This is a genomic window from Cryomorphaceae bacterium, from assembly GCA_017798125.1.
In the GTDB taxonomy this organism is placed as follows: domain Bacteria; phylum Bacteroidota; class Bacteroidia; order Flavobacteriales; family ECT2AJA-044; genus ECT2AJA-044.
On the sequence record CP059070.1, the window covers coordinates 886,801 to 907,420 of the forward strand.

General features: G+C 49.7%; 16 protein-coding genes. 8 read left to right on the top strand and 8 right to left on the bottom strand.

Going from position 1 to position 20,620, the window contains the following annotated elements; translation table 11 throughout:
- Nucleotides 1-34: 34 nt before the first annotated feature.
- Complete coding sequence (locus HZ996_03775; GenBank protein ID QTN38295.1) at nt 35-1,399, top strand: T9SS type A sorting domain-containing protein; 1,365 nt, start codon at nt 35-37, stop codon at nt 1,397-1,399.
- Between the two features lie 6 nt (nt 1,400-1,405).
- Here HZ996_03775 and HZ996_03780 read toward each other — a convergent pair whose 3' ends face one another.
- Entirely contained in the window at nt 1,406-1,732 is a 327-nt protein-coding gene (locus tag HZ996_03780; GenBank protein ID QTN38296.1) for a cytochrome c, read from the bottom strand.
- A 50-nt stretch (nt 1,733-1,782) separates the two neighbouring features.
- Here HZ996_03780 and HZ996_03785 point away from each other — a divergent pair, with 50 nt between their 5' ends.
- A complete protein-coding gene (locus HZ996_03785) occupies nt 1,783-3,195 on the top strand; it encodes a M48 family metalloprotease (GenBank protein QTN38297.1) in 1,413 nt (470 codons plus the stop codon).
- On the opposite strand, the gene HZ996_03790 is transcribed toward HZ996_03785, so the two are convergent.
- Nucleotides 3,186-6,926: a T9SS-dependent M36 family metallopeptidase gene (locus HZ996_03790; GenBank protein QTN38298.1), complete on the bottom strand. Its 3,741-nt coding sequence runs from the start codon at nt 6,924-6,926 to the stop codon at nt 3,186-3,188. The two genes, HZ996_03785 and HZ996_03790, sit on opposite strands and share 10 nt — an antisense overlap.
- Before the next feature lie 161 nt (nt 6,927-7,087).
- On the opposite strand from HZ996_03790, the gene HZ996_03795 reads away from it, so the two are divergent.
- Complete coding sequence (locus HZ996_03795; GenBank protein ID QTN38299.1) at nt 7,088-8,017, top strand: hypothetical protein; 930 nt, start codon at nt 7,088-7,090, stop codon at nt 8,015-8,017.
- On the opposite strand, the gene HZ996_03800 is transcribed toward HZ996_03795, so the two are convergent.
- Nucleotides 8,014-9,090 (bottom strand): AI-2E family transporter, encoded by a 1,077-nt coding sequence (locus HZ996_03800; GenBank protein ID QTN38300.1) that lies wholly within the window; start codon nt 9,088-9,090, stop codon nt 8,014-8,016. The genes HZ996_03795 and HZ996_03800 overlap by 4 nt on opposite strands.
- Before the next feature lie 105 nt (nt 9,091-9,195).
- On the opposite strand from HZ996_03800, the gene HZ996_03805 reads away from it, so the two are divergent.
- The gene (locus HZ996_03805) at nt 9,196-11,664 is read left to right on the top strand and encodes a mechanosensitive ion channel (protein ID QTN38301.1); all 2,469 of its coding nucleotides are present in this window, start codon (nt 9,196-9,198) and stop codon (nt 11,662-11,664) included.
- Here the strand turns inward: HZ996_03805 and HZ996_03810 are convergent.
- Nucleotides 11,630-12,988, bottom strand: coding sequence for a peptide MFS transporter (locus HZ996_03810; GenBank protein QTN38302.1), 1,359 nt, complete (start codon nt 12,986-12,988; stop codon nt 11,630-11,632). The genes HZ996_03805 and HZ996_03810 overlap by 35 nt on opposite strands.
- Nucleotides 12,989-13,073: 85 nt before the next feature.
- On the opposite strand from HZ996_03810, the gene HZ996_03815 reads away from it, so the two are divergent.
- The 4 genes from HZ996_03815 (at nt 13,074) to HZ996_03830 (ending at nt 16,225) form a co-directional block, all read left to right on the top strand.
- The gene (locus HZ996_03815; GenBank protein ID QTN38303.1) at nt 13,074-14,018 is read left to right on the top strand and encodes a tryptophan 2,3-dioxygenase; all 945 of its coding nucleotides are present in this window, start codon (nt 13,074-13,076) and stop codon (nt 14,016-14,018) included.
- A 10-nt stretch (nt 14,019-14,028) separates the two neighbouring features.
- Nucleotides 14,029-14,442, top strand: a complete 414-nt coding sequence (locus HZ996_03820; protein QTN38304.1) for a BLUF domain-containing protein — start codon at nt 14,029-14,031, stop codon at nt 14,440-14,442.
- 79 nt (nt 14,443-14,521) lie between these two features.
- On the top strand, nt 14,522-15,430 hold the full coding sequence (locus HZ996_03825; protein ID QTN38305.1) for a VOC family protein: 909 nt from the start codon (nt 14,522-14,524) through the stop codon (nt 15,428-15,430).
- A 255-nt stretch (nt 15,431-15,685) separates the two neighbouring features.
- Complete coding sequence (locus tag HZ996_03830) at nt 15,686-16,225, top strand: YceI family protein (protein QTN38306.1); 540 nt, start codon at nt 15,686-15,688, stop codon at nt 16,223-16,225.
- 50 nt (nt 16,226-16,275) lie between these two features.
- On the opposite strand, the gene HZ996_03835 is transcribed toward HZ996_03830, so the two are convergent.
- Genes HZ996_03835 through HZ996_03850 form a run of 4 tightly spaced genes read right to left on the bottom strand, consistent with a single transcriptional unit; the run spans nt 16,276 to nt 20,616 of the window.
- Nucleotides 16,276-17,034: a tetratricopeptide repeat protein gene (locus tag HZ996_03835; protein QTN38307.1), complete on the bottom strand. Its 759-nt coding sequence runs from the start codon at nt 17,032-17,034 to the stop codon at nt 16,276-16,278.
- Nucleotides 17,031-18,794, bottom strand: a complete 1,764-nt coding sequence (locus HZ996_03840) for a protein BatD (protein ID QTN38308.1) — start codon at nt 18,792-18,794, stop codon at nt 17,031-17,033. Before HZ996_03840 ends, HZ996_03835 begins: the two co-directional genes overlap by 4 nt.
- Complete coding sequence (locus HZ996_03845; GenBank protein QTN38309.1) at nt 18,794-19,588, bottom strand: tetratricopeptide repeat protein; 795 nt, start codon at nt 19,586-19,588, stop codon at nt 18,794-18,796. The genes HZ996_03840 and HZ996_03845 overlap by 1 nt, the downstream gene beginning before the upstream one ends.
- On the bottom strand, nt 19,585-20,616 hold the full coding sequence (locus tag HZ996_03850) for a VWA domain-containing protein (GenBank protein ID QTN39996.1): 1,032 nt from the start codon (nt 20,614-20,616) through the stop codon (nt 19,585-19,587). Before HZ996_03850 ends, HZ996_03845 begins: the two co-directional genes overlap by 4 nt.
- Nucleotides 20,617-20,620 lie beyond the last annotated feature (4 nt).

Sequence of the window (20,620 nt, forward strand, 5' to 3'; positions counted from 1 at the left end):
GGTAAGGTTTCCTATATTGGGGAAAACCTAAGCCATGAAAAACAACTACTTAGCCTCTTGGGCACTCAGTCTTACTGCCCTATTCTTTTCTTTTTCTTCGTTTGGTCAGTGGACCAAAGTCACCACTCCTTGGGAGACTTTTGCACATACGGCACTTACGGTTGGCGACGAAGTTTGGATTATTGGTGGAGCCGATCCCTTTACCGCAGAGCCCATTGATAGTATCATGGTGTTGGATATCAACACGAATACGATGATCGAGTCCATCGAAGGATGGGGTGCCGGAGGATATCACTCCAGTGTAGAAGGAGATAGCGGTATCTATATACTGGGAGGATTTCGATCATTGGCAAACAATCCACCCGCTATATCAGATACCATGCGGGTTTACTCAAATGGATCTTGGTCTAATGTGATCATGCCCGATGTTATTGGCGCTGCTGCAGTCGTTGCCGCCCAAGGAAAGATTATCGTTGGAGGCGGATATAAAAGTCTGATGTGGAACGCGAATAACCAGGCTGTCGGGACCTTCAGTGACGATGTCTTTATTTATGACGAGGCCACGCAAACCTGGACTACAGAACACCTATCGGAACCTAGGGCATTTCTCGCGGCTGCTACGGATGGAAACAAAGTGGCTTTTGCAGGCGGGCACAACGGAATAAATTCTTCCTCAGCAGTTGTGGATTGGTATGATCTTACAACGGGAGCTTGGAGCGCAGACGTGCTTTCGCAAAACCGAGGATTTTTGTCTGCTATCTACGCTCAAGGCAAGTTTTACTTTGCCGGTGGAACCATAGTGAACATAACCCAATCCGATGTAGTGGATATTTGGGATGGTAGCGCATGGACCACGGCTCAGCTCTCTGAAAAACGCTCGCTCATGGGAATTGCTGTTTCCGGAAGCCAGCTGCTCTTTATAGGTGGTGATGAAAAGCACAACATCAACTTACTCTCCATTATTGAACCGTTAGATGTAGTAGACCATCTTAATCTAAATACCGGAGTATGGAGTACTTCTACGATGAATGATGAACGGGTAGGGGTTGCTGGAACGACTCATCAAGGAACAGTTTATGCCACCAACGGATTCTCTCCGAATTTCAATCCATCTTTAGAATATTTGGCTGTATCCACAGGCCTGGAGGATCAAAACCGCGCTTCGCAGGTGTTTCCGAATCCGTCCATTGAATCCTTTACCTGGGAATTGGGAATTGGACTCATGGAATCCTACAAACTGGAAGTGGTCAATACGCTCGGTCAGCCCATTGAGGTTTCACACCGGCTTATTGGTTCGAATAAAATAGAAATTGAGACGGCGAATCTGCCTTCCGGTTCTTATCACATGACTTTGAACTCATCAGGTCAGAGTTTTTCCGAAACATTTCTCGTTCAATAAAGCGGACTACCGCTCGTTGACGGCCATGAGGTACATGGCAATTTTCGCTTCTTGATCGTCCGAAACCTGGATTCCGTTGTTTCGCGCTTTGTTGGACATACCCTTGACCAATTTGGCCCATTGATCATCCGTGTAGCTCCCAGGGAGGTATAGTGCATGGCAGTTACTGCACACTTCTTGGTAGTGGGTTTTCCCTTCGTTGAGGGCCATAAGGGTGGCGTCGGGATACTGTTCTTGAATCCCGGCGAGGTCTGCTTCGGTAGGTGCAACGAGCTTTGAGCTACATGCCGCGAAAAGGGCAATAGAGCTAAGGATGAGTAGTTTCTTGGTCATGGCTTTTTGGTTTTGTGTCGAAAAGATATGTAGAATCCTACTTTTGTGATATGAAATGGACAGCCTTAACAATTCTTTTAATCCTTTCTACCACAGTCGGAGCACAGAATCCGTACGATGTAGATCGTAAACTGGGAAAGGAGAACGCCGCCCTTGTAGAGTTTCAATTTGGCATCTTGGATGACGCCGAACGAACCGCGTACATTGCTTCCGTAGGGAACCGATTGGTCGATGCTTTGGACACCACATACTTCCCATTTTCCTTTCAAATTGTACCTACTATTGAGCCCAATGCTTTCGCATTGCCTGGAGGGTATTGCTATGTCACCACGGGTTTGTTGGAGCTTCTGACTACCGAGGAAGAATTGGCTTGTGTCCTTGCCCACGAAATTATTCACGCCCAAAACCGCCATGGCGTCAAGTTGCAGAAGAAAGGGATTCTCCCGGCCCTCTTGAGTATTCCCGGGAACATACTCGGCGTCTTTAACGACGATTTAGGAGCCTTGGTCAATGCACCCATCAATGCTTCAGGAGCCTTGGTCATGGCCAAGTATGGAAGAGGATTTGAAACAGAGGCGGATACTGAGGGAGTAAAACTAGCGGCCCGGGCCGGCTATGATCCCGCTGCCCTAATATCGGCTCTGCAGAAACTTACGGAGGTTGTTCAGTTGGCTACCGGTCACGTGGAAGAACGCAGCTACTTGAATGATCATCCGATCACGGCGGATCGCGTGAAGCGCATTGAAGGGATGTTGGATGATTTGACGGTAGAGCCTATCGCGCCGTTAGGCGCACTCAATGAAACCGTAGATGGGCTGCTGGTTGGAGCGCCCATCGAATATGGACGTACGCCGGGAGATACGGCTATTTTGCTCCCTGCGCACGACGTTTCCATCGCTTTGGAAGACGGTTTCCAGACGGAGGTTTACGCAAGTGCTGTGATGGCGGCCAATGAAAAGTCGAAGAGTGCTTTGGCACTTGGCCGACTGCCGGATACAACAACTTTAGATGCTACGGTTCGGACCATGCGTAAGAATTTGAAAGAGCTTCCAGAGGGGTACATGCTGGCCGATGAGGAAATCACGCAAGGTGGATTCAAGGGCCATAGAATGATCTTTATTGATCCTTCTTCTCGAAACAGGTCGCATTATTATTTGCTCTGGATTCGCACGTCGGAAGGAGTGCTTCAAATCGTAGGATTAGCCCCTGATGGTTATACGCAGGGAATTGAGCGTGCGATGGCATCTCTTCGCCCCTTAAGCGATCGTGAAAAGTCGAAAATGATGCAGCGCTATATGGTCATTGAAAAAGCTCAAAGCGGGGAGAACTTGGAGGCCATAAGTGCGCGAACAGAGAATACCATGACTCCGGAAATGACCTCTCTAATTAACAAACGCCCCCAAGAAGAGATTCTTCCTGAGGGCGCTGAGATTAGAGTGGTGATTCTAAAGCCTTATTTCTGAATCACTAGCTTTTCACGAAGTTCTTGACCGTTTGATTCGACTCGAATCCAGTAAACGCCATTCGCCAGCGTTCGAACGTCCAATTCTTCTTCACTTGTTCCTCGCTCCAAGGTAGTTCGGAACCATTCACGTCCATCAATGCTGTAAATGCTCAATTCGGCTTCGCTGACGAGCGGCTCGGCCAATTGGATGGTCACCGACGCAACTGCAGGATTCGGGAACACTTCTGCACTAAGCACATCTTGCTCTTCCAAGGTCACTACACCGATTACAACCTGTTCGGTTTTCACACAGGTTCCACCATCGGTCGTCAATGTTACAGTATAGAGACCATCTGCTCCGTAGGTGTGACTTGGGTTCTGTTGGTTGCTCGTGTTTCCATCGCCAAAGTCCCAAGACCAGCTCGTCGCATTAGGTGAGGCATCTGTAAACTGCACGGTTTGGTTGTTCACCGCATAGCTAAAGTCAATGATGTCTGTTACGGTTGCCGTAACTTGAACAAGGTCGCCTTCACAACCAGTCCGCGTAACTTCTAGGTCGTAGAAATAGTAGTAAAAATCAGGGCCAGCCTCTGGTGCATTTACGGTCATAAGACCAGCAACCTCATAGGGATAGCTTGGACCTGTATTGTTCCGGTATAAGCCAGCTTGATCCAATCCAAAGCTGTATTCACCTGGACTAGGGATATCGATGTTAAGATCTACTCGCTGAATACCTCCCTGAGAAATATTCAATTGTACGGTTTGGATGATATTACCGAGTGCATCAGGACTGTCGTAAACATTGACAACACGAATGCCAGGACCATCGGCATCAATCCAAGCTGATTTGATGGTCAAGGGGACGGAAGCGTCAAGGTTAACATGTCCTGTGTACGTGGTAGCATGGTATCCTCCTCCACCGATGCTATTGTCCGCTGGCCCGATATATTCTGTCGGGTACACGATGGCATCACGAACAAAATAATCCTGAGTGGTAGTAGAAGGAGGTGCCATAAAGACATTTCCTGTGCCTACCAGTTGAAGGCTAGAATCATACCACAAAGGTGTTGCATTCCCAACCGCCGTTAGCTGAATGGAATCAGCGCTACATCCGGATCCACCAGCAACCGCAGGGTTGTCTGTCGGTGCGATGTAGTGAACGTAGTTGGTTCGGATAAGTGAATCCACCCCGAGGTCATTGCTTACGGTCAGCTTAACGGTGTAAGATCCAGTAGCGCTGTACGTGTGGCTCGGATTACGCAAAGTATCAGTGGTTCCATCTCCGAAGTCCCATGACCAGGATTGAGGAACATTAAAGGATAGATCAATAAAGTCAAACGCACCGTCACATGTGGTATCAACGAGTACCTCAAAATCAGCTGTAGGCGCTTCTGTTGCAACCTGGCAACTCAAAGGCACGTCAAAGGCAGCGCTTCCGTCGGAACGAGAATTCGGGGACCCTTGATCAGCACTAGCACCTAGCCCACGGCGGGCAAACACTTCCCAGATCAAACATTGGTTTGCCCCGTTGTAAGCGAGTTGATCTGCAAGTAAAATGGCATCACGACCATCGACAAATCCAGGACCACAAGGCTGAAGGGTCAAGGCATCTGTAACCAAGCGGAAGACCATGGCGTTACCGCCTGTTCCTCCAATCAAATCAGGATCGTATCCGTACTGATCAATGAATGCCCAGTTCAAGTCCCAAAGCATGGTACACCAGATGAATCCAACTCCGTGAGGAACGGAAATGTTAGCATTGGCCCGATCTGCGTAGGTGTAGTTATTCGTGGCAAAGTTGGTGTCATAGGGTACCGGGCGAATTCCACCTCCAGTGGTCGGTGATTCAAATACCGCATAGGTTCCCATTGGGCGACGAGCAGGGTTCACCCCGAATGCTGTGTCCATGGTCATCATGATTCCGTAGAAATCACTCCATCCTTCTCCCATTTGCTCCTCATTCCCCAAACAACCTGAGGCGCTTGGACCACCCGTCATTCGGTTACTGATTCCGTGGGCGTATTCATGGATGATGATTCCGTTATCTAAGTCACCATCACGATCTTGTCCAAACCCTAATGGAAGCGACAATGAAGCATTGACGCTGTCTCCTTGAACAAGAGCATCAATAATGTCTTGTCCGTCCCAAGAAGCGACCATTACAGAAGGAATGGTCACGCTTGCGCTCGAACCACCCATTCCGGCAGCAGCTCCTAGATTGTTAACGACAATGACCCCAACGGCTCCTGCATTTTGGCAGGCCAGCACTTTACTGACGAAAGAACAACCACCACGTCGAACTACGGCGATTTTACCTAACAAATCACTTGGATTGATGATGCTATCGCAAACGTCTAGCGAGTCCGTTACCCCATCATAAGCCAGGGCTAAATCCGCGGTAACTGGTGTCGTCGTAATGGCCGGACCGAAGTTGGCTAGCCCAGCTGGATATGTTCCAGAGATAGTAGCAGGTGTATGCACCGTCACAATATCCCCAGAAGACTGGCCCGTCCAAAGGTACATTTGCATGCGACCACTCGACCCATCGGGAGGGGTTGCAAAGTTTGCGTTGTTTAGACCACCACCGTCTTGAGCTTCGGCACGAACCTCGTCGCTAGCCCCTGGAACCCCAGTGTAGTTCGTTTCTTGGAACGCACCACCTGCTTCATCCAATCCATAGTGCCACATCACATCGTGGATTCGGTTATTCATGTAGAATAGGTTCGTAGTGGCTGCTGATTTGTACGCTCCTGGAGCTTGATTCAAATCCAAGGTAAAATCAAAGTTCAATGCCGTGCCTCCATCCGGCTCAAAATCCGGCTGGTTGTTGTCCGTAGTATCTGTGTAGGCATGTACGTTATTTCCGCGTGTAATGGTGTATTCTGCCCCGGCCATTCCATCCGTGTCGTGCCATCCCCAAGGTGAGGCCGCCGTATCGTGAGGGTTGGTCAAAAGAGCGCGTGAGCCGTGACTCGGGCTCTCGATGGGCAAAGGATATACATTATATACGGCGCCATTCGAGGCTGGAGCAACCGCTGGCGCTGCAGGCGCAATGGCCGCTGGAGCGGACATACTTTCGTGCGAGTGCACGTGTGCCTCCTCAGGGTGATTTGGGAACGTACAACGGACAACCCAGTCATAGCGATGAAGCTCCTGACCGTCTTGTGCGTCTAGAACCAGTTGCCACCAGTGCTCGCCATCCATTTGGTAGATACCCACTACCCAAGCCAAGCGAACATCCTCACCGGCATTCCAATAGACTAATCGTGCCGTAATGTCCTCCTGAGACAAAGTTCCACCTTCAAAGCGCAAAGCGCCAGTAGCATCCGGAGTCAAAGCTGTTCCCATTTGGCCGCTTAACGCGAGGCGCTCCTTTGCTTTTTGGATGGCGCCTAACGGCGCGATACCTGCGCTACCCGATCCGCTCAACTTGTCGTTGAGGTGGGCAATTAATCGATTTCCAACAGCAACGACTTCACCATTCGGTGCAATAGTAATGTTCGCAACACCATTGATGACATCAAGGCCATTGACTTGTTGTACAATATGCACGTGCCATACCCCTGTTTTCTTCGTAGGTACTTCGTCGGTAATACCAAAAGATTGGACATCCTCGGACGTAACGCCGAGTTCAGTGTAGTTTTCGTTCAAATAGGTCTGAACGGTAGATTTCCAGCGGTTCTGTCCAAAGGCACTCATGGAAAGACATAGCACCAATAGCAGGCTTCCGCGTTTAAGGAAGTTGTTCATAGCAAAAAAATAACCTGAAAGACACGCTTTCAGTTGGGTTAATGAGTAGATCAGATTTACAAAGAAGGATTTTTGTAAAAATGTTCGTCAAGATACAAAGGAATGACCAAAGATTCCTCTATTAATGGGTATCTTCACCCGAAAGCCCTGTACCTAAACCCATGATTACCAGAAAATCCCTGCATTTTGGAGCGGCTATCCGCTTCTCATGGAAGAACCTGCTGTACAGCGGTGTGACGTCCACTTTGGCCCTCTTTATTCACAGGATGTACGTATCCGATTACGTCAGCATTCCTCCGGCGGTCGTGGCTATTCTGGGTACGGCTTTGGCCATCATTATGGCTTTTCGAAATGCTGCCGCTTATGAGCGGTGGTGGTCCGCCAGATCCTATTGGGCGAGTATCGCCAGTGAAAGTCGAACCTTTACCCGTCAGGCCCTAACGGTGGTAGATCCGGACCATATTCCAGGGCCACTGTTGCATAAGAGCTTCCAATTGGTGCGCGGTCAAATTGCCTGGGTACAAGCCTTGAGGTTGCGATTAAAGAATATCGAAGAACCGGAATTGTGGAATAGTGAAGTCGGCGTTTACTTCGACGAATCAGATTACAAAGAAATACTTCAGCGGTCCAATCGAGTGACGGCCATTGCCATGCATCAAGGGAATGGAATTAAGGAGTTGAATGCTCAAGAAGTACTGGACATTTACAGCTACATTCAGATTGACGATACCATTACGCGGTTAACGGAGCTTCAGGGAATGCTCGAAAAGTTAAAGGACACTCCTCTGCCACGTCCCTATGACTACTATACCCGAGCTTTTTTGGCCGTGTTTATCTTGTTTTTCCCCTTCGGCATGATCGACACCTTCTGGAAGTTGAACCTGCCCTTGCTCATTGTTCCTGTAACCATGGTTGTCGGATGGATCTTCTATCAGATCTACGTGTTCGGGACCGTGATGTCTCAGCCCTTCAATTTCAAGACGGACGTTCCCATGGACTTCATTACTCGGAATATCGAAATCGACCTCAAAGAAATCATCGGAGAACAGGCTCCTGAAGCCCTGTCTTCACAAAGAGGATACTTGCACTAAGACTTTGAACTTTCTAACTGTGATGAGGTAGAGCTTCCATCCATCCAAATAAAGACTGAACGGTACCCGATGCTCAAGACGACGGGTCCAACGAATAGGCCGAGGATGCCGTGGAGGGCCAACCCTCCAAGTGCACCAATAAGAATGACAAGCATGGGTGTTTCAAGCCCTCGTCCAAGAAGAATGGGCTTTAAGATATTGTCGATAAGACCGATTGCCGCGATGTAAATCGCAAAAATGATCGCTGGAGTCGTGTCCATATAACTGAATCCATAGATGATGATTGGAATGGTCACAATCATGACGGGAAGCTGCACAATGGCCGCTATAAGAATCAGGACTGCCCAGACACCCGCGGCAGGGAAGTTGGCAATAGCAAGTCCCACAAACGCGAGCGCCGCTTGAATGAGAGCAATGAGGAGTATTCCTTTTACGACGCTCAGAATGGTATCCCGACTCTGAGAGATGTACTCGTGGCCTCGATCTCCAATTAAGCGGTTCGCAAAACGTTCTAAGAAGGTATAAATGGACTCTCCATGGACCATGAGGCCACCGGCAATGATTACGGCAATGATGGAGATGATTAAATCGCCCATGACTCCAATAATGCTCTTCAGTAACCAGCCCCCTACGTTTGTAATTGGCTCTCTGTAGTGTTCCAGAAAGGCTTCAAAATTGGTATCCGCTTCCATCCACAATCCGTAGAGCTGATTTCCAACGACAGGCAAATCGGCGATGGCTTGATCAGGGTCCGGAATATTGAACTGTTCGGTATCGAGTTCTCGCTTCAATTCCTTGGCGGTCTTGGTCAAAGAATGTCCGATTTGAATACTCGGAATCACAAATAAGGCCACCAAAATGACAATCATGACGGCCGAGGTGAGTACCCTACGACCTCTCAACAAATTCGATAAGCCCTTGTACACCGGATAAAGGGACACAGCGATGATGGAAGCCCAGATCAACATGACCAAAAATGGTCGAGCAATCATAAAACACCAGTAAATAATGAGGGTAGCCAGGGCCAGGCGGAAGTACACGTCGAGTGGCCGATTGGAGGGTTCTTGAGCCATAGGTTTGGGTTCTAAGTGCATACAATTTAGGCTTTTCGCTTTGACCGCTCAGAATTCTGTGCTTCGAATTCTCTATTTTAGAGGCTGAACCCAACCCCATTTCCTTTGAAGAATCTCTTCTTCTTGATGACTCTCGTGTGCAGTTTCGCGCTATCAGCGCAAACGGCAACCTCTGACTCAACAGTCGTCATTCCGAAAATCGAGCTTTCCCAAATCTCGAGTGCCCGCGTAGAACTGATCGAGTATTTCCGATCAGATGTTCAACCCCTGCTTCAGGATTCTTTGATGGATCAGCGAAGAGCAAACCTAGACACGCTTCGGATGCGCATTGATTCTTTGAACGAGCTTACGGAAGATGTTCTGAGGAACGAGCAATTCTCAGGGACGCTAGATGGTCTAAAGCTTCGCTGGTCCGAGCTTCAAGGAAATTTGAGTCCCATTGTTTCAGAGCTTTCCTCTCGCAACAAGAGCTTAGAGGCGATCGAGAGTGAGCTCAAGCTATATAGGGATGCTTGGTCCTTAATCAAAGAGGAATTGGACGCCGATGACGCCAAAGAAGAAGTATCCTCTCGAATAACTGTTACCCTCGGAAGAATAGACAGCGTATTTGAAGTGGTTGACTTTGAGTTTGAAGAAACACTGGAAGTCGAAAGCATTGCTACCGAGTTGATCCTGAAGATTCAAAGCAGCCAGTCGACCATTGAAGAGGCGAAATCGCGTCAACTTATTTCGCGCATCACGGAACGCGGGGATGGCATTTTCAATTGGGAGCGCGACAGCACGGATGATTCGAGCATTGAGCTCAATAAATTGATCTGGCTGGCCCGCAGCGATGCCCGATTGTACCTCGAGCAAGAAAAGAATAAAACCCTGTGGTTTGTGCCGGTATTTGTGCTCTTTCTCGTGCTTTTCTATCGGATGAAAACCAATATGTCTTTCGACGATGAGGTGTATGCTGATCGCATTACGAAGAGCCTATTCAACCGACCTTGGCTTTCCGCCTTTTATTATTCCTTACTGTCCATTTTACTCTTTTTGAGTAACCCTCCAGCCCTGATTAGTCTGGTGTTCTCGACGGTTCTATTGTTTGTTTTCTTATTGCTCTTCACCCAAAACATTCGCGACGGACAGCGCTGGATCATCATTGGATCCGTAGTCACGTACATCGTCTTTGAGTACGGTTTAATCAACACTGGGCCGCTAAGTCAACGACTGTTTTTGCTCGTATTGAATTTAGTGTTGAGCTATGGACTGGTTCGGATATACCGGATGCGGCATGATTTTGATGGAATCAATGCCTGGTGGGTAAGGCTCCTGCTCGGCTTTACACCGATTCTGATTTTTGTGCAAGCGATAGCTTTCGTCACGAACTTAACGGGCTACCATATCTTCTCTCTGCTTTTGGTCGATGGAACAGTAACCACGTTGATGGCTGCTGTCTTTATAGGCTTGACGTTCCAGTCCCTTTCGGTAGCGGTAAGGACGTGGTTCAATACCGGTATTCCCAAGTATGCTCACCGTTGGATGCCCGAAGCTAGGCAGAAGGCCACACGTGGATTGACCCGCATTCTTCAAATTTTGTCCGTACTTCTCTTTGCTCAAATTGTGCTCAACGGGTTTTACATTTTTGATGCTTTGGGCATATGGTGGGCCGACTTTATCAAAACCGGAACCGACATTGGGGATTATACGGTCACCATCGGCGATGGGATCAATTTCTTCAAGATTATTATTGTCACTTGGCTAACCGTTGGACCAGCCGTCCTATTCTTGAGGGAGGAGCTATTGACTCGCCTAGACTTGGAGCGAGGTGTGCCGATGGCGATAAGCTCAATGACGAGCTACATCTTGGTCACCTTTGGAATATTCTTGGCCTTGAGTCAACTCGGGCTCAATTTTGCTAATCTCGGTCTTTTGGCGGGTGCCCTTGGGGTTGGTATTGGTTTTGGTCTCCAATCCATCATCAATAACTTTTTGAGTGGCTTGATCCTTGTTTTCGAGCGGCCGATTACGGAAGGAGATATTGTGAAGATTCAATTGGATGAAGGGGAAGTGATTCGAATTGGAATCCGGGCAACCACCTTGAGACTCTACGACGCCTCTGAATTGATTGTGCCGAACAGCGACATTGTTTCCCAGAAGGTAATCAACTGGACTCTGGCCAACCGCCAAAGACGCTTGCGTTTTGAATTTGTGCTTCCAATCCAAGACCTGGATCCTACTCGAGTGGTCTACCTTGTGGAGGACGCTATGAAGAACATCATCCAGAGCGCTGACCTTCCTGCGCCTGCTGTTTACTACGATGGAGTGGAAGACAACAAGGCGCGCTTCTACATTCACTTTTGGGTGGAGCGAGAGATACTCTTCACCAAGAATCAGGTCTACACGGACGTCTTCAACACCCTGCGCCTACACGGCATAGGTATGATTGTGCCTGAAGCGATTTCGCTCAAGCAGGTAGATGAACACGCTTTTCAGGAAGAAGCGGTTAAAGAGGCGCCCTCTGAAAAGCAGGAAGCCGAAACGAAAGGTGATGATGTTACTCCGGATCCGTCAGAGGAGAAACAGGAGTAATGTCCTCCGCTCCATGGGCGAGGCCTTTGAGTCGTTTGACGAAAAGCACTAGGGTCAGACCAAAAAGCGCACAAAATCCAAAGACGCCAATGAAGATGGTCATTTCGCCAGCTTCTTGAGCCGCTTCGCCAACCAGCCCGGCAATCTTGTTTCCTACCCCGCTCACAAAGAAGTACGCACCCATCATAAAGCTGGCGTACTTAGCTGGAGCCAATTTTGTGATGTAGGAAAGGGCAATAGGGGAGATGCTTAATTCCCCCACGACGTGCAGAAGGTAGGCCGCGAACATCCAATAGATGGAGGCTTTGCCATCAGCGGAACCAAGGGTTTCTTGTGCCGCTCCGGCAAGGAAGAGGAAGCCTAAACCCGTAATAATGGTTCCAATACCCATCTTGAAGAGGCTGCTCGATTCGCGACCCCATTTACGCCATTGGGTCCAGAAATAGGCCATAGGCGCTCCAATCAGAATGACATAAAAGGCGTGCAGGGCCTGCAAGAAGCTGGCGGGTACGGTGAAGCCGAACATAACACGGTCGATTTTTTCTTTGGCGTAGAGGTTCATCAGCCCACCGGCTTGCTCGTAGGCACCCCAGAAGACTATAACGACGACAAAGGAGAGCAATAGCACCTTGAGGCGGTCCTTTTCGATTTTGGTGAGCGGCTGGGAGGATGGCGTACCATCGGCCCGTGAGGGCCTTTCAAAATCTCCGACCCCTTTCAGGTAACGCTGACCAAATACGTAGACGATTTGTCCTATGGCCATACCAATTCCGGCAAGGCCGAAGCCGTAGTGCCAATTGATTACCTCGCCGACATAACCCACGAGGAGGGGAGCCGTGAAGGCACCGATGTTGATTCCGATGTAAAAGATGGTGAAGCCGGCATCGCGCCGAGCATCGCCTCGACGGTACAGCCCTCCGACCATGGTACTGATGTTGGGCTTCAGGGCTCCAACCCCAAGGACGATGAAGACGAGACCAGTATAGAAGGCCCAGAGGGCATCAACGGCGAGAATGATATGTCCGATGCAGAGAAGGACCCCTCCGAGCATGACCGTTTTCTTTTGCCCGAGAAGGCGATCGGCGAGAAGGCCCCCAGGAACGGACATGACGTAGACCATCATGGTATACCACCCGTAGAGTTCAAGGGCTGAGGCATTTTCCCAGCCGAGACCGGCGTTGCTGTCCGTCGTTTTAGCCGTTAAATACAGGACGAGGATCGCCCGCATTCCGTAGTAGGAGAAGCGCTCCCAGAGTTCTGTAAAGAAAAGGACATATAGGCCTGCGGGGTGGCCCATGATCATTTTTTGTTGGCTTTGTTCCATGGTTGAGTAGAGATTGAGGCGGAAAATACGAAATGCCGCGATGTTTGCGGGAAAGATTAAATTGCGCTCACCTATTTGACCATCCATGAATCGCGAACAACTGCTTGAGGCCATCGATGAAAAATATCGAGCCATTGGCCAGAATCCAGACGTACATCTCAGCGGGCTTTTGCACGCAAAGCCCATGACCTATTGGGATTACATTCAGGTTGATGCTCTGTTGGGTTTGCAAACACAACGGACTCAGCTTCCCGATGAAATGATCTTCATTGTATATCATCAAATCAATGAGCTCTTGTTCAAAATGGTGCTCTGGGAGATTGAGCAAATTGCACGTGAAGAGGATATTGCCGCGGAGAAATTTGCCATGCACGTGGACCGAATCAGCCGATATTTCGATATGCTGACCGAGAGTTTTTCAATCATGGGCGATGGCATGGAGCGCGAGCAATACATGAAGTTCCGGGACACCTTGACTCCCGCCAGTGGCTTCCAAAGTGCTCAATACCGCAAAATCGAATTTGCCAGTACCGACCTGATCAATCTGATCGATGCTCGATTCCGAGACACCATTGATCGGAACACTCCCTTTGAGCACGCCTACGAACATTTGTACTGGCAAGCTGCGGGAAAGAACTTTGATACAGGAGATAAAACGACATTGCTCGCCAACTTCGAAAAGAAGTACATGGAGGAGTTCATCACCTTCATGAAGGAATACAACAAGTCCAATTTGCAGCTCGTTTATTTGCGCTTGCCAGAAGCACAAAGAAACGATGCGCGATTGATCAATGCGCTGCGCCATTATGACCATACGGTAAACGTAAAATGGGTCATGAGCCACTTGAATGCCGCGCGGAAATATTTGGGAGGTGCCGAAGCCACAGGCGGCTCTGAATGGCAGCGTTACATGCATCCCAAATTCCAAAAACGAGTCTTTTTTCCCAATCTTTGGACAGAAAGCGAGCTAGAGACCTGGGGAGCGAACAATCTTGAAGGACATTTGTCGTGGGAAGAAGCGACCGCCTAAAACAACACGAATGAAATCGATTATATACCTGAGCGAGGAGTCTATGGACTTCAATGAAGAGGAGCTCAAAGAATTATCCAGTTCGTCTGAACAGCGAAACAAAGACCGGGGGATTACCGGCTTCATGAGCTACAAGAACGGCATCTTTGTTCAGTTTCTTCAAGGTCCAGATAGTGCTGTAGATCAGTTGTTTAACACCATAAATAAGGACGAAAGACACTCTGTCAAAAAGAGCTTGGAACTCCCTTTTGATGAGGAGCTGTTCCCTGCCTGGGGGATGAGATATTACGGTCATGCCCAATTGGGGCCTACTCGATTTGAAGATATTCTGGAGTTGCTTTTGTCTCGTTTGTCGACCACTTTGAGCGAGGCTCAAGTGGCCAAATTGGTTGCTTCAAACATAGAACGCATCGCATCAAATTAGGAAAAGCTCCTTTTTGGTAAGATATTTGCTGCTAGAAGGTTAGGTTTTTTTAACTTAGCCTAGATTACAAGTCACGGTCATGAAACAACCGATCCGATTTTTCGGAGGACTTGTCGTTGGAATCCTCCTTTTCGCGAGCTGTGCTCGTCCATCGACATTTCCTGCTCTAGAAGCAGAAGATCAAGAAGTGTATCATCACGGATCGATCATCTGGCGAGAGCTGATTGTACATGACGGCCAGCAAGTCATTCCTTTTTATCAATCTGTTTTTGGATGGACCATTGAGCAATCGTTCGATGGTGATAACGACTATTACCTCGTCAAGAAAGGCAACAAGCCAATAGCGGGTATCTGGGCTATTGGACAAAAGGATGCGGGTTCAGGAGGAGAGTGGATTCCATTTATCTCGGTTGAGAATGTATCTGCATCAGCAGATCGACTTCGCATTGTTGGAGGTTCTACCCTCGGTGAGACCTTCGATATGAAAGGAAGAGGAAAGGCGGCCATTGTCCGTGATCCTCAAGAAGCCATGTTCGGAATCATTCGTACGGACTATGGTGATCCTGAGCCACAAGTTGGTATAGGGGAATTTGTTTGGGCTGAACTTTGGGCAGAAGACCCATCAGCCGTTTCGCGATTTTATTCAGGTTTGGGTTATGAAATGACGGCCAAGAGCGAAGGATTGAATCCTTACTACTTGCTTCAAAACAAAGGCGAGCGTGTCGGCGGAGCCATCAAGAACCCAATGCTTGAAACGCGTTCTTTTTGGGTTTCCTATATTAGTGTCGATAACGTGGAAGCTGCTGTAGAGCGAGTGAAGGCTTCTGGAGGGACGGTCTACTTAGAACCGACTATAGATTTCCGCGAAGGTAGAACGGCCATTTGTGCCGATCCTTCGGGAGCGCCATTCCTTCTTCAGCAGGGTCCCGTGAGCCTAAAGACAACCGACACATGGAACCGACGACAAGCAGCGTGCGAGGACTGTTAATCGCACTACTGACTTCCTGGGTACTCTTAACCGTTACGGCGTGCACCTCCACCAAGCAAGTGGAGCAGTCGGGTATTAGCCAGCATTGTGGCCCCTTGACCAAATCTTCTCGCGCTCAAAGCAGCCTGCTTCGTCAAGCCGGGCGACTTCATCGTTGAGACCACGAATTCGTCTTGCGTGTTTTCTTAATCTAGGTTAATAGATGTAGGTACATCTAATTCTCATCTTTGCTGTGTAATCCTAAAAAATTTGACAATGGAAGCAACAGCAACAAAAACTACTTGGGCGGTAGACGCCATGCACAGCGAGGTTCAATTCAAAGTGAAGCATTTGGTTATTTCAACCGTGACGGGAACCTTCAACAACTTCAACGGATCCTTTGAATCAGACGGCGATGACTTCGACGGAGCAGCCGTGGCGTTTGACGTGGATGTAAACTCTATTGATACCAATCAATCGGATCGGGACAATCATCTCCGTTCTGCGGATTTCTTCAACGTAGAGCAATTCCCGAAGATGACCTTCGAAGGAACGCTAAACAATAAAGGAGGGGACAGCTTCACCTTGACTGGTCCTTTGACGATCAAAGACACTACAAAGGAAGTTTCTCTCACTGTGGAATACGGCGGAACCATGGTCGATGGATACGGACAGACCAAAGTAGGTTTTGAAGTGACTGGAAAAATCAACCGCAAAGAATTTGGTTTGACTTGGAGTCAAGTGACCGAGGCCGGCGGAGTCGTTGTTGGAGATGAAGTGAAGCTGATCTTCAACGTACAATTCGCTCGCCAGTAAGCAGCGAACCCTCAAAAAAGTGGAAAGCCGAATCGCGAGATTCGGCTTTTTTATTCAATCGCTTCAACATCTTCTTCGGGAACCCAGCCGATTTTACCGTCGGCCAGTCGAATACGAACCCATCCCGAGAACGCCTCGCGGACGCTGACGGAAGTCCCTTCATGCAGAACAAAAAGGTCCTCTGCATCTTCATCCGGACCGGACTTTACGTAGGTATTGGCGGCCATGATGATGCCCGCAGCATTGTTCTCTTGATATTGGGCCTCAAACTCGCTGATGGCGTTCGAGATTATTGAAAGCCCCAACAGTACAAGCGCAGAAATAACGAGCATGGGCCTACGGCCCGATGTGCCCCTTCCCATTACCACCACAGCACCAAGCGCTGCGGCCAGAAGGAATAACCAAAGACCCACAACCGTCCAGGAATTGGGCCCTAATGCCCCTGCAATACTCCTATAGAAGCGCGTCAACAAGGGGCGTGGGAGCGGCTCAATTTCATCGACCCGTTGGGCCTGAGCAATGGCCAAGTTTCGAGCGACCTCTTCATCTTGCCCACCGATGAGCAAGGCGCGTTCATAGTTCAAAATGGCTGGGGCCAGTTGTCCGTTTTGGAAATAGGCATTTCCCAAATTGTAGAGTAATGCCGCATTGGTTTCCTCTCCGTTCAAGCCGGATTCGTAGGCCTCAATGGCTCCGCCAAAGTCTTCTTCGGCGTAGAGCGCATTTCCCTTTTCGAAGGCTTCGGAAATTGACTCCGCCTGCGCGAAGACCGCGAAGAAAAGGAGTACTATGTAGATCCAGTGCTTCATTTTAAAACGTCTTCTAATTCGGTGATCAATTCCAAGGTGGCCTTGTAGTGCTTCTCATCTGCGCCGGCACCGCTGCTCGGTGCATAGCGTGCAAAAGAGGTGGCATCCCACAATTCTTTGACCCGCGCATTCAATTCTTCCGAGGCTCCGTGTTGACCCAGCTCTTCCAAGACCCGATCTAAGCCCAAGCCTGCCAGATCCATTTGCAGTTTATCCCTTAAATACCCTTCCAAGGCTCGGGCAATCTCTTCATAGAAGGCACGGTGTTCCCCGGCATCCATTTGTTTCTTAGCAGCGGCCAAGCGCCCCGTAGCAACTTTCCGCGCTCGTCGACGCTGTTGTCCGGCGACATCTGCATTTTGTTCCTCTTGACGACGACGCCAAACGAGAACGCCAAAGAAAGCCAGGAGACCAAAGCCGTATCCCGTCCACCTCAGCGGACTGGTCCGAAATCCCGATCCCTTCTTCACGGTTTTTCCAAGTCTTGTCTTGATGTACAGAATCTCTTCGTTGAGGTAATCGACCTCTTCCCGGCCGCGCCGCACCACTCCGGAGGAGCTCGCTGCCCCAGGGTCGTCTGAGCCGCCAGTGACATGCAAAGTGAAATCGGGGCTTTTCAATTGAACGTAGTCCTTCTTGTCCGTATCGAAATAGGTGAAGCTCATTTCGGGAATCTTATAGTCCCCGTTGAACCTCGGAATCATGAGGTATTCATTCTTCCGAGAACCTCTAAGGCCTTTGGAGCTCGCCGTGATGCGTTCCGCGTACTTTGGATCGTACAGTTCAATGGACTTAGGAACTTCGGGTTGCGGCAATTCGAAGAGCTTCAAGTTTCCGAGGCCGCTGACATTGACCGTTAGAGTCGCCGACTCATCGGCTGAAACAGCCGTGTCACTTAAAGCAACATCAAAGCTATATGTACCCACTGCTCCGCTGAAGTTGCTCGGGCGCCCTTCGGCCGGTAATGCCGAAACATCGATGGTCACGGTGGGGCTCTTTGCCGTATAGCTCACGTTCTGGTACACGGGTCTGCCAAAGAAATCCCTCTGTTGGGTAGGCACGGCCGTTTCCAGATCCAGAACGAAGGGATCGACTTCCAGCTCTCCCGTTTTTTGCGGTATCAGCACATACTTTTTTAGGGTCGCCACATTGTAGAGTTTGCCCTTGTAGTTCTCGCGCTCTTCGCGCTGATTCTTCAATTCGATTTCCTCTTTGAAAAATCCATTCAAGTTGGGCGCCTGACCACTGTAGTTGCGGATTTGACTGGCGTAGTAAAGTTTGTAGGTCACGGTGATGGGTTCACCAACATAGACATCCCTTTTGCTGACAAACACCCTCAAGATATTGCTCCGCTGCGCAATGGCATAAGGATCGTTTGGATCAGCAGCCTTCTCGCTTTGTGGAACTACCTTGATTTGAAGGGGGTTGGTTTTTTCCAGCTGACCCTTGATTCGAGCACGTGCCGCATTGATGGTAAAGGTTCCGACCTGTGTGGGCTGAAGGATGTAGCTGTAGCTGAAGGTGGTGCTCATGTTGCCGTTGACGATATTCGTCGACTGGCTTTGTGAGGGACCTTGAACCACTCGAAAGGGACCAAAATTGGGCGGCTCAAATTCCGACCATCGATCGTTGGCCTCGAAGGTCACGCGGAAGCGCTCCGTTTCGCCCACAACGGTTTCGTTGGCGTAGGCCTTGAAGGTCACTTGACCCCAAGTCGTCACCGATACCAACATCCCTATGGCTGCAAGCCAAGCTCTCATCACCAGTCCTTCTCCTTTTTTGTCTTCTTGGCCTTGACCTTGGCCTTTTTCAGTTTCTCCTGCACTTGCTGTTCCTGTTGCTGAAGGGCTTCCAATAGGCGCATAGCTTCCTCTCGACTAATTTGCCCTTCGGCCGGTTGCTGACCTTGTTGCTCTGGATCAGGCTGCTGCTCGTTTTCGTCTTCGCCTTGTTCATTCTGTTGTTCCTCCTGCTGCTGATTCTGATTCTGCTGATCTTGATCTTGCTGCTGTTGGTCTTCCTGGTTTTGTTGATCCTGATTTTGTTCCTGGTCCTGTTCTTGATCGTTCTGTTGATCTTGATTTTGGTCCTGTTGATTCTCGTCCTTGTTCTGTTGCTGCTGCTCCTGTTGTTGCTTCAGCTGCTGCTGTGCGTAGGCCAGGTTGTGCCGCGTTTCCTCGTCCATGGGATTGGCACGCAGAGATTGCTTGTAGGCTTCAACGGCCTGATCCCACTGCTGGGCAGCCCCGTGGATGTTACCCATGTTGTGGAAGCTCTTGGCTCTTAAGGCTGGGTCTTCGCTCAGCTCTGCAGCGGCCTGAAATTCGGCTAGGGCATCTTCGAGGCGTTCCTGGCGGAAAAGCGCATCACCTAGGTTGAAGCGGGCCTTGGCGGAGTTCGCATCGGCCCGTAGGGCCTCTGAATAGGCTACTTCGGCATCATCAAACGCGCCTTGCTGATAGGCCTGATTTCCCGAGCGAATCAGGGCTCGGGAGTTCTGCGCTTGGGCACTGAAGGCCAAGCCAAAAAAGAGGGCAATCAAGAGGTGCTTCATGACTGGAACAATTTAAGGCGATTCCACCAACTTTTCCGCTCGCTGAGCAATGCATCCATCAGAAAGGCGAACAAGGCCAGTCCGAGGAAGATGGGGAATTGGTCTTTGTATTCGCTGAATACTTTGCTTACGATTTCTTCGCGCTGTAGGCTGTTGAGGGTTTCTTCAATAAAATCGACGACTTCATCGGTTCGGTCGCCATCGATATAGGCACCATTTCCGGCAGCGGCGATCTCTACGAGTTGGTCTCGATCCAACTTGGTGACGACCACTTTTCCATTGCGGTCTTTCTTGAAGTCCACGGTTTGACCGCGGCTTTTCTCGGGGATGGGCCCTCCTTGCGTTGAGCCGACACCGATGGTGTAGATCATGATGCCTTTGTCTACAACGGCAGTAGCCGCATCGCGTGCACCGTCTTCATGGTCTTCGCCATCGCTGAGGATGAAGAGGACCTTGTTCTTGGTGGTTTCGCCAGAGCTGAAGTACTCATCGGCCAGTTGAATGGCTTCGGAAATGGCCGTTCCTTGGCTGGGGACAATGTCCGTGTTGACCGTCCGCAAAAGCATGCGCGCGGCGCTGTAATCGGTGGTAATCGGCAGTTGTGGATAGGCGCTTCCGGCATAGACCACGAGACCAATGCGGTCACTGCCCAAGGCATCGAGGGTCTTTCCGATGATCTGCTTTGACTTTTCGAGTCGGTTTGGGGCCACGTCTTCGGCCAACATGGACTTCGATACGTCCAAGGCAAAAACGACATCCACTCCTTTGCGCTTCACCGTTTCGAGCTTGGAGCCCACCTGTGGGTTGGTCAAAGCGATGATTAGGCTGGCGAGCCCAAGAGTTACCCAGAAGGTCTTGATGCTGTGACGGCTTCGAGTGGCCTCAGGGGCCAGGCGGTCGGTAGCCACGGCGGAACCAAAGGCCGCACGGGCCTTACGGCGCCACCTCGCCCATAGGGCATGTACGAGCCACAGCACTGGGATCAGCGCTAAGGCGTACAGATATTCCGGATGTTCGAGCCGATACAAATCC